The organism is Natrinema versiforme JCM 10478 (genome assembly GCF_000337195.1).
GTDB classification, from domain to species: Archaea; Halobacteriota; Halobacteria; order Halobacteriales; family Natrialbaceae; genus Natrinema; species Natrinema versiforme.
The window spans coordinates 41472-57015 of record NZ_AOID01000062.1 but is presented as its reverse complement, the minus strand read 5'-3'; the positions used below and the strand labels follow the sequence as shown (position 1 = coordinate 57015).

The 15544-nt window shown below is 59.0% G+C and carries 14 protein-coding genes and 2 pseudogenes; 10 read left to right on the top strand and 6 right to left on the bottom strand.

What is annotated here, in order from left to right; all coding sequences use genetic code 11:
* Positions 1–100: 100 nt before the first annotated feature.
* The 5 genes and pseudogenes from C489_RS18965 to C489_RS18945 form a co-directional block, all read left to right on the top strand.
* Complete coding sequence (locus C489_RS18965; RefSeq protein ID WP_083902852.1) at positions 101–1552, top strand: sodium-dependent transporter; 1452 nt, start codon at positions 101–103, stop codon at positions 1550–1552.
* 2 nt (positions 1553–1554) lie between these two features.
* On the top strand, positions 1555–1878 hold the full coding sequence (locus C489_RS18960; protein ID WP_049891100.1) for a hypothetical protein: 324 nt from the start codon (positions 1555–1557) through the stop codon (positions 1876–1878).
* A 102-nt stretch (positions 1879–1980) separates the two neighbouring features.
* The gene (locus C489_RS18955; protein ID WP_006432982.1) at positions 1981–2979 is read left to right on the top strand and encodes a proline racemase family protein; all 999 of its coding nucleotides are present in this window, start codon (positions 1981–1983) and stop codon (positions 2977–2979) included.
* 356 nt (positions 2980–3335) lie between these two features.
* Positions 3336–4247: a DMT family transporter gene (locus C489_RS18950; RefSeq protein WP_006432980.1), complete on the top strand. Its 912-nt coding sequence runs from the start codon at positions 3336–3338 to the stop codon at positions 4245–4247.
* Between the two features lie 87 nt (positions 4248–4334).
* A pseudogene (locus C489_RS18945) lies at positions 4335–4601 on the top strand (sodium/proline symporter); the annotation flags it as partial.
* Between the two features lie 45 nt (positions 4602–4646).
* Here the strand turns inward: C489_RS18945 and C489_RS18940 are convergent.
* The gene (locus C489_RS18940) at positions 4647–5903 is read right to left on the bottom strand and encodes an RNA-guided endonuclease InsQ/TnpB family protein (RefSeq protein ID WP_006432978.1); all 1257 of its coding nucleotides are present in this window, start codon (positions 5901–5903) and stop codon (positions 4647–4649) included.
* Positions 5904–6126: 223 nt separating this feature from the next.
* On the opposite strand from C489_RS18940, the pseudogene C489_RS22980 reads away from it, so the two are divergent.
* Positions 6127–6570 (top strand): annotated as a pseudogene (locus tag C489_RS22980) (hypothetical protein).
* Positions 6571–7426: 856 nt separating this feature from the next.
* Here C489_RS22980 and C489_RS18930 read toward each other — a convergent pair.
* The 3 genes from C489_RS18930 to C489_RS18920 are packed head-to-tail and all read right to left on the bottom strand — an operon-like array spanning position 7427 to position 9934.
* Complete coding sequence (locus C489_RS18930) at positions 7427–8254, bottom strand: hypothetical protein (protein ID WP_006432976.1); 828 nt, start codon at positions 8252–8254, stop codon at positions 7427–7429.
* Positions 8247–9719 carry an MATE family efflux transporter gene (locus tag C489_RS18925; RefSeq protein ID WP_006432975.1) on the bottom strand — a complete coding sequence of 491 codons (1473 nt, stop codon included), beginning with the start codon at positions 9717–9719 and terminating at the stop codon, positions 8247–8249. The genes C489_RS18930 and C489_RS18925 overlap by 8 nt, the downstream gene beginning before the upstream one ends.
* Positions 9716–9934, bottom strand: coding sequence for a TetR/AcrR family transcriptional regulator (locus tag C489_RS18920; RefSeq protein WP_006432974.1), 219 nt, complete (start codon positions 9932–9934; stop codon positions 9716–9718). Before C489_RS18920 ends, C489_RS18925 begins: the two co-directional genes overlap by 4 nt.
* 176 nt (positions 9935–10110) lie before the next feature.
* Here C489_RS18920 and C489_RS18915 point away from each other — a divergent pair, with 176 nt between their 5' ends.
* Entirely contained in the window at positions 10111–10710 is a 600-nt protein-coding gene (locus C489_RS18915) for a TetR/AcrR family transcriptional regulator (protein WP_006432973.1), read from the top strand.
* A 108-nt stretch (positions 10711–10818) separates the two neighbouring features.
* Here the strand turns inward: C489_RS18915 and C489_RS18910 are convergent, their stop codons facing one another.
* Both C489_RS18910 and C489_RS18905 read right to left on the bottom strand, forming a co-directional pair.
* Positions 10819–11259, bottom strand: coding sequence for a zinc ribbon domain-containing protein (locus C489_RS18910; RefSeq protein WP_006432972.1), 441 nt, complete (start codon positions 11257–11259; stop codon positions 10819–10821).
* A gap of 475 nt (positions 11260–11734) precedes the next feature.
* Positions 11735–12274 carry an Rrf2 family transcriptional regulator gene (locus C489_RS18905; RefSeq protein WP_006432971.1) on the bottom strand — a complete coding sequence of 180 codons (540 nt, stop codon included), beginning with the start codon at positions 12272–12274 and terminating at the stop codon, positions 11735–11737.
* A gap of 350 nt (positions 12275–12624) precedes the next feature.
* Between C489_RS18905 and C489_RS18900 the strand changes: the two genes are divergently transcribed.
* The 3 genes from C489_RS18900 (at position 12625) to C489_RS18890 (ending at position 15432) form a co-directional block, all read left to right on the top strand.
* Positions 12625–13953, top strand: a complete 1329-nt coding sequence (locus tag C489_RS18900) for a 5'-deoxyadenosine deaminase (protein ID WP_006432970.1) — start codon at positions 12625–12627, stop codon at positions 13951–13953.
* A 72-nt stretch (positions 13954–14025) separates the two neighbouring features.
* On the top strand, positions 14026–14847 hold the full coding sequence (locus C489_RS18895) for a YqcI/YcgG family protein (protein ID WP_006432969.1): 822 nt from the start codon (positions 14026–14028) through the stop codon (positions 14845–14847).
* 6 nt (positions 14848–14853) lie between these two features.
* Positions 14854–15432 carry a cysteine hydrolase family protein gene (locus C489_RS18890; protein WP_006432968.1) on the top strand — a complete coding sequence of 193 codons (579 nt, stop codon included), beginning with the start codon at positions 14854–14856 and terminating at the stop codon, positions 15430–15432.
* Positions 15433–15544: the final 112 nt, after the last annotated feature.

Below are 15544 nucleotides of genomic sequence, written 5' to 3'. Positions count from 1 at the left end.
GTAAATCGGAAGATCTCATGAAGTCGTTTTGATCCAGCGATACACGCGATACGAGAACAGAAACATTTATACAAACGTATCTTTCACGTTTTATCGTAGTATGGAAGAGGATACAGGACTTGCCCGTGATCAGTGGGCAACACGATTTGGTTTCGTTATGGCACTGGTTGGGGCTGTTGTGGGGTCAGGTAACATCTGGCGTATGCCTTATGTTGCTGGAATGAACGGAGGTGGGGCGTTTTTGGTTATATATCTCGCCCTACTGTACCTCATCGCTGTCCCTGGATTAATGGCAGAAACGTTTCTCGGCCGGTACACCCAGAGTGGAGTCATTGGTGCGTTTAAGAACTTCCTCGGAGAAGGGTGGTCCGAAGGATTGGGCCTCGTAGTCGTCATCGTCAATATCGGGTTGATGTCTTATTATGCTCCGGTAATCGCGTGGACAATCTACTATCTGGCGCACGCGGTACTGGGAACGTTCTATCAACCTGGGTTCGATCCCACGGCGTTCTGGGCCGCGTTCTCTGGGTCTCCTCTTTTAGTCGTGGGACTGCACACATTGGTTGCAGTCCTAGTCGGATTTGTGTTACTTTTCGGTATATCGGATGGTATTGAACGAGTCGTCAAATGGATGATCCCGGCTTTGGTGGTGACGCTATCCGCAGTCGCTATCAAAGGGCTAACGCTTCCTGGGGCAATGGAAGGGCTCGCGTTCGCGTTCAACCCTGAGTGGCAGTACATGACCGATGCAAATACGTGGATCGCTGCTCTTGGTCAGGCACTCTTCTCAACCGGGCTGGGATGGGGTATTGCACTCACTTACGGTAGCTACCTAGGAGAGAGCGACGATGTCCCGCTCGGAGGCGGCTTGATTACCGCAGTTGGGAATACGAGCATTGGTCTACTTGCCATCTTTACCGTGTTTCCTGCCGTCTTCGCGTTCGGTCTAGAACCGACTACAGGCGCTGAGTTGACCTTCGTTTCGCTCGTTTCCATCTTCCCGAGTATGACCGGAGGCTACATCTGGGGCCTTCTGTTCTTCCTTGGCTTCCTGTTTGCTACATACTCGTCCGGCCTCGGTATCACAGAGGTCGGGGTAACGACAGTCAAAGAAGAGACGCGTCTGACGCGTACTCAGTCCGTGATAGCAGTTGTCGGGGCTTGGTGGTTGCTCGGAATTCCGAGCGCGTATTCCTCTGAGTTCCTCGGATGGATGGACTTTATGTTCGGCAACTTCGGACTCCCGCTTGCGACGTTGATGATACTCATCCTTGTCGGCTGGGTGATTGATTCGAAACGCGCTCGTATCCTCGACTTAAATCATAACAGCGATGTCTATATTGGCTCTTATTGGGATCCGATCATCAAATACGTGATTCCGACCGTGATGGTCTTCATTATGGGATATTACTTCGCGACCAATATCGAGGACCCGCGGGCAATCAGCGGTCTCGCCCTCATGGCTGGTCTTACTATCGGGAGTGTCCTACTCATGCAGTTCATTCGGAGAGGAAAAACGAATGAACCCGCTCTGACGCCGGGAGGTGACTGATAATGGCGGAAACATTAACTGCGTTCGGTTGGGTCGTCATGCTATCAATGATAATTAGCTTGTGGGTGGTTACCATAGTGGCTCTGAAGAAAACCCTTTCCGAGGAAGATAAAAAAGCCGAGTTGATAACCAAACAAGGGGCGATAGAGAGCTACTCCCCACGCGCTCTGTCAGAACTCCGTGAGTGGATCGAGAACCATCCTAACGACCCGTATCGTGAGATAGCAGTCCACCGGTACAATGAGTGCGTTGAGACTCTGAAAGAGATAGACGAGCCGTTTTACGACTGGAACGACTCGCAGATATCCGACTTAGAGAAACTATAGGTTGGGGTTGCAGATCTGACTGCTGTAATTGAATCTTTTTCATTGGTACTGAGAACCCCTCAGGAGCGAAATCATTATACTTGAACTCGCGGATGATAGGATATGCAGTCAAACGTGCTTATTGAGTCGATCGACACGCACACAGGTGGCGAGCCGACTCGCATTATCACTGGCGGCCTCAACCGAGAAGTGTTCGAGGGCGGAACGGTTCAAGAGCAACGGGATAAGTTTGCCGAAGAGCTCGACCACTTGCGTGAGTTCCTGATGAAGGAACCACGAGGCCATGACGATATGTTCGGAGCGATTACGGTCCCTCCCTCTCGTGACGAAGCTGACCTTGGATTATTCTTCATGGATAACAAGGGGTACCTCGACATGTGTGGGCATGGAACTATCGGTGTCGTGACTGCATTGATAGAAACGGGACAACTAGAAGCGAAATCACAGTTACGAATCGAAACGCCAGCAGGCGTCGTCTCAGCACGTCCAGAGATGAGTGAGGACGGGCAGGTCGAACGAGTTGCGGTCCAGAACATTACCACATATATTATTGACAAGGTCGAAGTTACCCTGGCGCTTGGTAGCAGAACAGTCGTAGTACCGGTAGACGTTGTCCACGCTGGTAATGTATTCGCACTCATTTCTGCGTCTGCAGTTGACCTCGCAGTCGCGACAGAAAACACCGACAAATTCGTCGAATTAGGCCTTGAAATCCGGAGGACCATCAACCAAGAGATTGATCTTCAAGACCCACTTTCTGGAAAGAGTATAACAGTGGACATTACGGAGTTCTATGAGTCAGACAACGACGCCGACCGAAACGTCGTTATTTTCGGCGAAGGGCAGGTTGATCGTTCACCGTGTGGAACCGGGACTTGTGCTAAAATGACCCTTCTTCATGACAAGGACAGACTTGAGCTTAACGAGCCATATCATTACGAAAGCGTGATCGGAACGCGTTTTGAAGGCGAACTCCAAGACCACAAGGACAGAGACGGCACCCGCGTGATGACATCGGAGGTTGCTGGATCCGCGTATATCGTCGCGACCCACAACTTCTTACGTGATTCTGAGGACTCAGTCCCAGGCTTTAGTGTCTAGACTCGATATTACACCAAGCCTGAGAAACTCGGAGTCAACTATCCCACCCTACTGCGCTACTCACTTGCGTTCGCTCGTTGCGTTGCTCCTTGAGGGTGGGGACTCCGCGCTACCACAAGTTGAAGGAGGTGCGGTTCTCCAGACGTGACATTGCACATCCGGTTGAGTATTATTTTCGGAACACATCCGCCAACTTCGATATTTTCAAGACCGTGTGTGACAATTACGACAGGTGGCTGTCAGTCGAATGAGTACGTCAACAACTCGAGTACAACTCGCGGGACAATGGCGCGGTGTGGAGTCTATCATCAGACTGTGGAGAGCTAATCCGGTTACAAAATCACGGAGAGTATAGAATGTCGACAGTTAGAGACGTTCGGGATCTGGGGCTTCTCGCACTGGTATGGGGTACCATCTTTCCGGCTGCCGAAATCGGGCTTTCGACGTTCCCGCCGCTTCTGTTGATGGCACTGCGATTCGACGTGGCTAGCCTGATTATGATCGGGTACGTCGTCCTTCGGGGGGAAGACTGGTGGCCACGTTCACAAGGTGACGTGCTTGCGATCGTTGCTGGTGGCGTGTTGTGGACTGTAATCGGCAACGGTGTCTGGTACATCGGCCAGGCCCTGACGACGAGCGTTTTCTCGGGCATAATGACTAGCCTCGTTCCGGTGTTAACAGCCGGGTTCTCGTGGGTGCTTCTTCCCAAAGAACGGCTTCGCCCTCTCTCGATCGTTGGTTTAGGAATCGGATTCGTCGGTGTGGTGGTTATGCTGGTTCCGTCCGGAGCAATTACGTTCACCGAGAGCCTGCTTGGCAAAGCCATTCTATTCGGGGGTGCGGGTGGCGTCGCGCTGTCGAGTGTGCTGATTCGATACGCCGACATGTCACTCACCAGTTCAGTGCAAACAGCTTGGTCAGCGGCCTTCGGTGCAGTCCTCTTACACGTCCTGGGCCCACTATTTGGAGAGACGTGGAGTGGTGAGGTGTCACTGATTGCTGGCGTGGCAGTCGTTTATCTCGGTATCATCTCGACAGTCGTTGCGTATCTGCTCTATTTTTCATTGCTCCAGCGTCGCCCCTCGTTCGAGGTAACTCTTGTTATGTATCTGTCTCCTGTAGTTGCCGCGACTACGGGGTGGCTTCTATTCGGGGAGCCAATCACGTTCTCCATGGTTGGAGGGTTCCTCCTCATAGTTGTGGGGTTCGCACTGATGAAACGCCAAGAGATTCGGGCAGAGCTCACTCGATACGGAATCGCTGACTGATATGTACAATTCTGGATGAAAAACAGTGCTACTATCTACTGTGATGGGGAGCCCACCTCACCGGAGCGGGCCACCTATGTTGACGCCGTTTACGGGCTCTTCCCCGCGTTCATCCTCTCGACGACGACGCTCATCGTCGTCTCACTGCTGACGAAGCCACCGGAGGGCGTCGACGACCACTTCGAGTCGTTCAACAAGCCGCTCTCGGCGCTCTCGAGCAGCGACGATCCGACCGGGACGCCCGAGTACGTGACCGACGGCGGTCGCGATGTCGATCCGAAAGCCGTGACGGAAACGGACACCATTCGCGCCCACGTCGAAGAGAGCAATTACTGGAACTCGGGTGAGGATTGACATCCTCCTCCGTCTGAAGGCGGAGGAATCCCAAGCGTTGGGATATTACGGTTTGCAGACTCCCTGCTCTCTCGTTTTGAACGACCCGCTCTCGCGGTCGAACAGGAAGACTCCGGGCTGTGCCAACCAGCCGTTACTCATATCCCCTGTCGGGAGACTTTGAGTTATCTTTCTGCGAATGTTCACCGCACCGTTCACATCTGCGTTCATCGTCGCCCCGCACGACGAACAGACGTACAGACCGCGCTCCACGCGATTTGAGTCACGAATCTGCCCGCAACACGAACACGTCTTGCTCGTGTTCTCCTCGTCTACGCGGTCAACGAGGATGCCATGTTCCTCGGTCTTGTATTCGAGAAGGCGAGCGAATCGGTCGAACTCCCATCCGTGGAGTTTCTTGTTCCTCGACTGGCCCCAGTTCCGTGAGTCACCGTTGTCATCCTCACGAATATCGCTGAGGTCACCAACCGCGATCTCTTCTACGCCTTCTTCGACACACCGCTGAACGATGTGTTTCGAGAGGGTATGGAGGAAGTGGTCTTTGCGTCGGGAGAGTTTCTGTCGGGCTTTCCGCGCACGTTTTGACGGCCCGTTCTCACCTTCGGTCTGGTACTCCTCGCGGGTGAAGTAGTGCTTGTCCTCTTTCAGCACGTTCCCCGGATACAACTCCGAAGGGCCGTCTTCGTAGTCGATGGCGAGGTAGTTCGTGATACCGAGGTCGATACCCGCTGTCTTGTCGCCGGGTGCGTCTTCGACTGGAATCTCTTTCTTGCAGACGAGATGCAGTTCCCACTCGTCTCCGTTCCAGACGGCACGCACCTGCTGGACATTCTCGACTTCTACGTCGGGGCGGGTTTCGTACTCCGCGAGGATGAAGTCAGACCGACTCTCTTTCAAGTTGAACCCTTTCGAGAGGCGGAGTTGGCCGTGCTTATCGTCGTGCTTGATAGCCCGTTTCTTCCACGTGACGGTGGAACGCGGGTGGGCGTCGCCACGTTTCCGGTAGCCCGGTGGGTTGTTACCGTCGTCGGAGTTGTACCAGCCGATAAACGCCTCAGCAAGTTCTTCGAGAACTCGCTGACTTGACTGAGAATGCAGGTCACTATAGCGTTCGTGGTCTTTCAACTCCGATTTCAGTTCGGCCTCGTCGGGAATCTCGTCGTCGTCGTCCCACCGACCTTGGATGTAGTAGCGACCGACGTTCCACAGTTTGGATGCGGAGAACCCACACTGGTCAAGGTCGTCACGAACCTGTTCGTGATTCGTGATGCGTGCGACGTAGGTACGGGTCGTCTCCAGCATCTGTCTGTGGTCCATAACTAGTTATGAGAAGAGACCTATTAAAACACACGACTGGGCGTTGAATATCTGGCTGGAGTGTCGTCGGTGGGTTGTCGCTCAGAATGTCGGATTCATCCCGCGCCTAAAGGCGCGGGTATTCTCCTTGCTCTTTATAATGAGCGAAACGCGTCGGCAGCAGGCCGAGACCGCCGACATCACGGGACAGACCCGGTAGCGTTCGAACCTGACCGTCATCGAGCCGACAGTAGCACGCGAAGATGTTGACTCGACCGGCCGCGTCGGCGCGGTCGCGTATCCATACCGCGTCTACGACACGGTCGTGACGGTCAACCGACCAATAATCGCGGACTGAGACCTCGAGTACGTCGTCAGCGTCGACCGCGCTCGTCGACTCGCCGTGCGGGCCGACGTGGTCCCCGAGACCGTCTCGAGAACCGTCGACGACGTCCTCGTCGTTCCGTCCGAACTCACCGACGAGCAGGTCCGCGAGAAGGCCGAAAACGCGCTATTCAAGTGGACGCTCCGGAAGATCGCCGTGGGGTCCACGCCGGACGTGCAATTCGAGCAGGCGGTCACCGCCCACAAACTGTTCTGGATCGCGTCTCGGCCTGACGGCGACGTAATCGTCGACAGCGTCCGCGGCACCGAGTCGCCGTTGGACGGCTGAGAGCGCTCGGGCGGCACCGAACGCTGTTCGGCGCGATCGAAACCGGGCGGCCAAATCTTCGCTGTCGCCGGCAAGCACCGACCGCCGACTCGAGAGACCCGGTTCGGTCGGCTGTCTGTGCGTGACCTTCTCAAGGTGACTGCGTATCGACATCCCACAATACAGAAGTTACCAATCTCAAATAGTGATTGGTTTCCAGAGAGATTCCGATCGGTCTGGTGCAGTCGATGCTCCCAGAGTACGACAGGAACGTAAACCGACAGGCTGGAGACGGAACCCACACAGATGCGTTCCGGCCGACGATTCGGTGGCCTGCTACGCTGCTGACCGCTAGTGATCACATACAGCCGATCGGCAATGCAACTAATCGCTGCCTATTCCCCTTACTCGGCGTCGTTGCGGTTTTCGTTCGTGGTTCTACACACGGTCACGGCGCGGAACGTCAAAGCGGCGTGTCTCTCGTCGGTTCCGTTCCGAAATTCATCGCCGGAGATCGTCGCCATCGACTTCGATTCGCGAAACGTGGATTCCAGGATCCGATAGAAAACTAGGATTTAGTATACTTCTGTATACCTCTCTATTTATCGATAGCTCGAGAGATCCCCAGTAGAACGTGTCTTCGGTAGTATGGTCGGCACAGTATACCGGTGCTGTGACTGCGTGCGGTTCGGTCTGTGAAAAAGTGAACCGACTGCCTACCCGGCCAGCTGACCGACATCGCGGATCAGCTTTCGGAGGGGGAGTGGCTCACTGAGACCGATCGTCGCTCGAGGGGAGAGCAGTCGGAAACGGCCTGAGTCGTCTGTGAACTGCCTCGGCGTCCTGTTATCACGAGCGGGCAGGACCTCGATTCGAGTCAGTCTCGACATTGTTTAGGCAGACGGTCCGGCGCAGCCTCCCTCACGAAGGCTCGCAAGGGGGCGACATCGGCGACGGGCGACAGTTCGTCGAGGGCCCGCTCGACCTCGGTCAGACGCCGCGTCGCGTGCCGCCGGAGTCGTCGTACCGTGGGTGACGATGAACCCGGTTGGAGAGCGCCGGCGTCGGACGCGAGGACGAACTGTATTCGACTGACTGTTCCGAACCCGTGGCCCACTGTCGCGACGTGTTCGCTGTACTGCTCGTCGATGTCCGCAAGCGTCGCACCGATACGGGCCGATCCGCGGCCGAGTGAGCCAGCCGTCTCGTCGATCAGCGAACAGTAGTCCGTCGCCGGCCCCGTCGACTCGCTCTTGGCAGTCCCCAATGCGTCGATAATCGAGGCCGAGGCGGACGCAAGCGTTTCGAAACATGACCCGATACGGTCGTCCTCGAGGCTTCCGAGCGTCGAGTACGCGGTTGTGTAGAGGTAGTCGGAGGCCAACAGCGCGCTCGTCACGTCCCACTGCACCGAGGCGTCCTCGTCGCCGAGACGACAGAGCAATTGCGCCCGGAGCCGGGCGTACCCGCGGAACAGTTCGATCGCCGTCGCCGCGGACAACACGGTCTCGCGATTCGGTGTCGCCGCGATCGAGTCGTGAACCTGCGCCACCAATTGGCCGTACCGCCTGTCGTCGCGTTCCGTAATCGACGTCCGGGCAGGGCCGAACCGATTGTGCTCGACCGGCTCGAGTGCCTCCTCGAGTCGACGGTCGATCTCGAGTCGTCGGTCGGCTAGCGTCTCGTTTCGAGTCATGTCAGTCATGGGTTGTCGAAACGTCGATGCTGGTGTCGTCGACGTCGACGGCGGATTCGGTCAGATCGCTCTCGCGCCACGTGCCTCGCTGATACCACGCGTAGGCGATCGCTGCGCCGGCGACGTTCGAGACGGCGAAGGACAGCCAGATGCCGGTTTCGCCGATTGAACCGGCGGATAGCCACGCGATCGGGAAGCGGATGACACCAAGCATTAGCACGGAGATCGCCGCCGCGGTAAGCGTTTTTCCGGCACCGCGGAAGCTCCCCGTGTAGGCTCGCATGATCCCGATGAATCCGAACGTCAACGCGACGTAACGCAGGAACGTCGCGGAGATATCGACGACGGCGGGGTCGGTCGTGAACACGTCCGCAATCGGCGCGGCGAGGAACCAGACGAGAACGCCCGCGCCCGTGAGGACGCCGAAGAGCGTTTTCGCCGCGAGCGCTGCTGCCTGTTCCGCTCGCTCGGGTTTGTTCGCACCGATGTTCTGTCCGGTCATCGTCTCGACGCCGCGGGCGACCGCGATCGCGGGGAGGAAAACGACTGAGAAGACACGCGTCCCGATTCCGTACGCGGCGACGACCGTGTCCGGAAAGAGCGCGACGATGAACAACAGCAGGTTCATCGACAGCGCCCGGCCGGTCCCCTCGATGGAGGCCGGGACCCCGATTCGAGCGAGACGGCGGAGATAGCCGAGATTGGGCACCATATCTCGGAGGTTGATCTGCACGCCACGGGTACCACGGAACATGATCGCGAGGCCGACGACCAGCGCCAGCGCACGGGAGAACACCGTCGCTATCGCAGCCCCTTCGATTCCGAGCTCGGGGAAGCTGACCGTGCCCACGAGCGGTGCGTTCTCGACGACCGTCCACCCGAATATCAGGAACGGGTCGATGATGATATTGAGAACCACCGAGCCGAACATCACGAGCATCGGCGTGATCGTATCGCCGTAGCCCCGCATGAGCGCGATGAAGACCGCAAAGCCGAACATGAACAGCAGCCCCAGCGAGATGACCTCCATGTAACTCGTCGCCATCGGCAACACGTCGGCGGAGGCACCCATGACTCCCAGGAACTCCTCGACGAATGCGTAGCCGACGACTCCGAGAACGACCGAGGCGATGCCGGCGAAGATGACCGTCTGTGAGGCGGCGTACTCGGCTTCCCGTTCTTCCCCAGCGCCGGTGTACTGGGCGACGAGGACGCTGCCGGCGACCGAGATCCCCATCCCGAGCGAGATGAGGAGGAACACCATCGGGAACGCGAAACTGATCGCCGCCAGCGCGTCGGTACTGTACTGGCCAAGCCAGAACGTATCCGCGAGGTTGTAGGCCGTCTGAAAGAGGTTCGTGACGACGATCGGCATCGACAGGAAAAAGAGCGGTTTTCCGATGTCGCCGGCCGTGAGATCGAACTCCTCGCGTCCCTTGAACAGGGACCCGAGACGACCGCGACTGTCGCTCACTGTCGTCCCTCCGCCGCCGGTTCGGCCAGCAGGTCCGTCTCGATAGAGTCGAGTAACGCGACGAACGGATCGTCTTTGCCGACGTAGTGGTAGTGGTTCGACGCCTTGCTCATCGACGATTCGGCGGCGATATCTCGGACCGTGAGCGCGGCGGACCCATGCGTACAGAGGGCCTGATACGCTGTGTTCAGAATCGCAGTAGTTGGGTCGTCCATACGATCGATATCGAACTTACTAACTAGTCAGTCAAAAATCTTTGGAAGGCTACCGAATCAGCGTTCTCGGTTCGTTAGCCCCGTTCGTCTGAAAGTAGACTAATCGGATGGTAACATCCCGTCTGGCTACGAGCGGGTCACAACTATTATCCGCCCCACAACGAAGGTGGGATGCAATGGCTGATTCGCCGGGACGGCCCGCCTCGGATCCGAACGAAGAGATCATGCGTGCGACCTACCAGGCACTGGGAAAACACGGGTACGCCGCGCTCACGATCAAACGGATCGCCGACGAGTACGGCAAATCGACCGCCGCGATCCACTATCACTACGAGACGAAAGACGACCTCCTCGCGGCGTTTCTGGACTACCTCCTCGATCGATTTCAGGACACGATCCACGAGGTCGAAACGACCGATCCGGAACACCGGCTGGACCTCCTGCTCGACAAACTGCTGATCGACCCGGAAGACCACCACGACTTGCTGATCGCGATGCTAGAGATGCGGAGTCAGGCCCCCTACAACGACGCGTTCAGCGACCGCTTCCAGCAAAACGACGAGTACATTCGATACCTGCTTCGGACCGTGATCGAGCAGGGAATCAAGGCGGGCGTCTTCGCCGATGTCGATGCCGATCACGTCTCGCGGGCGCTCATGACGATCGTCGACGGGGCCCGAACGCGAGCGGTCGTCTTGGACGACGGGGAACCGCTCGAAACGGCCAGACGAACCGCCGACGAGTACGTCACCGCCGTCTTGGTGCGCGACGCCTAATCGCGGCCTCGCTTATGACAGCCGCGGGACTCTCCTCGAGACAGTTCCGATACGAACCGAAACGCGACCCCACTGCGACGAGACCTCCGTCGGCTGACCGAGTGATTGTCAGCGACCCTCGTCTATCGGGTCCGAGCGGTCGCGATCGGTATCCGCAACCGAGTTCGAACACCAGTGACAGAACTCGAGGTCGGGATCGAGGTCGTTCCCGCAGTGGGGGCACGTGACCGAGTCCGCATCGGTGCCGTCGCTCGAGTCGGTGACAGTGTCGTCGGTTTGGACTCGAGCGAGGAGATACGCGTCGACGATACTGAAGCCGATGACAACGAACATCGGCGCGATCGCGATCAGCGTCTCACGGCCCCAGCTACCGGCGACGAACGCGTCGAATGCGGCCGGGTCGACGAATAGTGCGGTCGTCACGAAAGACGTGGCGAGCCATCCGATCGCGCGACGCCACCGCCGGAGATAGAGGTGGCCGAGCCCGGTCACGAGTGCTGCGAGGAGTGCCGCGAGCCACGGTCGTTTCTGCGATAGTGCCTGGCCCATGTACTGACTAACTAGCCAGTCAGGTATAAGTCTTGCTCGCCGCCTCGCGTAGCGGATTCCTGACCCCCGATTGACCATTCTGTCCGAGCGGCCGACGAATGAGGTCGGGAACCAACAGTCCGCGCATCGAACGGTTCGTATGGCGCTTTCTATCGGCTAGTCTAACTAATTAGCCTAACCGAATAGCCCCTCACTCGGCTGGCGTCGCTTGCTCGTCCAACCAACGAGAAGGCGGGGGTCGGCGTGTCCGCTCACCTCCGATCTCGCGGCGTTGGGCGGCGACAGTCTTCGGTGGATCCCGCTCTCGAGCGATAGTAGCCACTGAACCGATGTACACGCTGATTACTCGCAACCGAATTCGACAGTTCGCTCCGTTCTCGAGCCGCGAGCGGGTCAAACCGATCACAGTACGTCGTCAGTCGCACCGGGTACTCAGTATTCTTCAACGACGACCATTTCGGCGTACTTGCGGTCCTCAGGCGGTGTTCGATTCCGCCTCTTGTATCGGTGCCTCCAAGAGAGCGACGTCGAGGATGACCATGTTTTCGCTCTCGTTGACGGCGACGATCACACCGCCGAGGACGAGGTTCGCGACCGGCGTCGGCCCGATCGCGATTTCGTCGCCTTTCTCGAAGCCACGGACCGACTGCTGAAAGTGGACTTGCGCTCGACAGAGATCCGGATTGTGGACGGTCGTGAAATCGATCGTGTCGACGGTCGCCGTGATGCGGTCGTAGTTGCGCGCGAGAGTGACTGATTCGGCGTCGGCAAGCGGTTCTCGATCGAGGGCCTCGTAAGCAGTGTCGGTCGGTTTGTACCCGCCGCTGGGTCCGGGAATTCCTTCGACGAGGTCAAGCGAGCGGAGCGACGACATCTGGTTCCGAAGCGTGCCCGGCTTGCGGTCGAGCGTGGTCGCGAGATCGCTCGCCGAAACCGGCGAGTCGGTCGCCTGATACTCGTTGACGAGTTCGGTAAGCGTTCGTCGTTGTCGTTGCGATAAATCAATTGTGCTCATCGTCGTACAAGCACCGTACACGCTCTTCGTACTTAGGTGTCGAGGGCCGGAAAGTCGCCGCCGCCATGCGGTTAGCTATCGTTCGATTATCCCGCAACGACGACATCGATAAAACGGTTATACACACTAAGGTTGGGTAAGTTCTGCCGACATCAAACCGGCTCCCGAGCCGGTTCCAACCAGTCTCGCTCGCCGCGTCGAACCCGGCCGGGTCGGTATCGTGAGCCGAGCGTTACCGACGGCGAGCCGAGACCCGAAATGTATACCGAGACAGTAGCGGCAACCCGTAGACGCCACGGTCGGTCCGTAGTCCAAACCGTTTTGCCTGTCGGACTGAATTCTCGGGTGGTATGCTACTTTCCGGAACGGTCATCGCCGACGCGGACACCGTCATCGAGAACGGGGCGGTCGTCGTCGATGGCTCTCGAATCGCCGCCGTCGGCCCGTACGACGAACTTCGCGACCGGTACCCGGATCGCGAGGAGCAGTCGTACGGTATTCTCCTGCCGGGACTGGTCGGGGGCCATCTCCACTCAGTCCAGAGTCTCGGTCGCGGCATCGCAGACGATTCGGAACTGCTCGAGTGGCTGTTCGAGTACGTTCTCCCAATGGAGGCGTCACTCTCGGCCGAGGAGATGGAGATCGCGGCGAAACTGGGGTATCTCGAGATGATCGAGAGCGGGACGACGACCTGCATCGATCACCTCTCGGTCAACCATGCCGAGCGCGCGTTCGAGGCCGCTGGCGAGATCGGGATTCGCGGCGTTCTCGGGAAGGTCCTGATGGACCAACGGTCGCCGGACGGCCTGCTCGAGGACACCGACGAAGCGCTGGCTGAGAGCAGGCGACTGATCGAGGAGTACCACGGGGCGTTCGACGACCGAATCCGGTACGCGGTGACGCCGCGCTTTGCCGTCTCCTGTAGCGAAGCGTGCCTGCGCGGGGCCCGAGACCTCGCGGACGAGTACGAGGGGGTCCGGATCCACACCCACGCCAGCGAAAACCGCGGCGAGATCGAGACCGTCGAGGAGGACACCGGGATGCGAAACATCCACTGGCTGGACGAAGTCGGGCTCACCGGCGACGATGTCGTCCTCGCACACTGCGTCTGGACATCGGAGAGCGAGCGCGAACTGCTTGCGGAGACGGGCACGCACGTCACCTACTGCCCGTCGTCGAACATGAAACTCGCCAGCGGGATCGCGCCGATCACCGACTACCTCGAGCGGGGGATCAACGTCGCGATCGGCAACGACGGCCCGCCGTGTAACAACACGCTCGATCCGTTCACGGAGATGCGCCAGGGGAGCCTCCTCCAGAAAGTCGACGGGTTGGATCCGGTCGCCGCGCCGGCCGCGGCGCTCTTCGAGATGGCGACGATAAACGGCGCGAAGGCGGCCGGATTCGACCGCCTCGGGGCGCTCCGCGAGGGATGGCGCGCGGATATCGTCGGGCTAGATACCGATCTGACTCGAGCGACCCCGCTACACGACCCGCTCTCGCATCTCGTCTTCGGTGCCCACGGTGACGACGTGGCGTTTACCATGGTCGACGGCGAGGTCCTCCTCGAGGAGGGCACGGTCACCGTCGTCGACGCCGACGAGATCCGCCGTCGGGCGACCGAGATTGACCTCTCGCTCGCGGAGCACCGCGAGGATGCGACCGACGCCCGACCGTGAGTGGCGTTTGCGGCTACGTTGCAGTTGCCCGAACCGATAGCTAAAAGGGCAGAAAAGGTCGAATTCTAGTCGATGACCGATTCCGTCGTCGGCACGCTCAACGACCAAGCGACCGTGGCGGCACGCGTCGAATCTGGTGACGCACCCGACTGGGTCACGGCCCACTGGGAGTCGTTTCGCGACGGGCTGTTGGGCGAGCGAAACGACAGTCCGTTCCCCTGCTTTTTCGGCGTCGAGTCCGTCCAGAACGGCGATCCGCTGTACACGGCCGTCCCGTCGATGACCGACAAGGACGCCCTGCTCGAGTTGGGTCGAACGCTGCTCGAGTACCTCGAGACGTATCGGGACCACAGCGAGCGCGCGTCGTTAGTGACGTTTTTCAAACCGCCCGAGGACCGCCTGTCCGAGGCGGAGTACCATCGCGCGCTCTGGCACATCCTCCAGTTTCTCCACGTCCACGATCCGGAGCCGTGGCCCGACCGGATCCCGACCGAACCTGACGACCCCCACTGGGAGTTCTGCTTCGGCGGCGAGCCGATGTTTCCGACCTGTCGCGCCCCGTTTTACGAGGACCGAAAGAGCCGCTACTGTCCCGTCGGACTCGAGATCACGTTCCAGCCCCGAACGCTGTTCGAGGAGTTGAACGTCACCGGCGACACCGAGGCCGGCCAGCATGCTCGAGACGTGATTCAGGACCGACTCGAGGACTACGACGGCGTCTGTCCCCACGCCGACCTCGGCGACTGGGGCAACGAGGGCGATCGCGAGTGGCCCCAGTACATGCTGACCGAAACCGACGCCGAAGCGCCGAGCGAGTGTCCGATCACCGTAACCCGGAGTCACCCGAAGTCGGAGTATCTCCTCGACCAATCGAGTCGCGCCGCCACCCGGTGATCGAAGATGAACGATACTTCGGCCCGTACGGCCCTCGTACTCGTCGACTTCCAGCAGGGGTTCGACGATCCGGTCTGGGGAAGTCGCAACAACCCCGACGCGGAGGCGAACGCAGCCCGACTCCTCGCCCACTGGCGGACGACCGGCTGGCCGATCGCTCACGTTCGACACGATTCGACGGAGTCGGAGTCGCCGCTTCGTGGCGACCAGCCGGGATTCGAATTCAAACCGGAACTCGCCCCTCGAGACGGCGAGCCCGAGTTCGTCAAACGGGTCAACGGGGCCTTCGTCGACACTGAATTGGAGTCGTGGCTACGCGAGCGGAGTGTCGACTCGCTCGTAATCTGTGGTCTGACGACCGATCACTGCGTGTCGACGACGACCCGAATGGCGGAGAACCGAGGGTTCGACGTTACCCTCGCTCGGGACGCGACGGCGACGTTCGGTCGGACATTCGACGGAGAGCGCTTCGAGTCGTCGCTGGTCCACAAAACGGCTCTCGCCCACCTCGAGGACGAGTTCGCGGAGATCCGTTCGACGGATGAGATTCTCGCGACCGTCACCGCCGAATCCGCCGGTGACTGATCGGCTTCTGCGGTGTCCCGTCCCCGTTTATCCGGCTGAACGGTGCGTGTATTCGAGAGCGGACAATAAGTGCCCGATTCGGAACGAAGAGGGCAGTGTTATCAGTAACTCT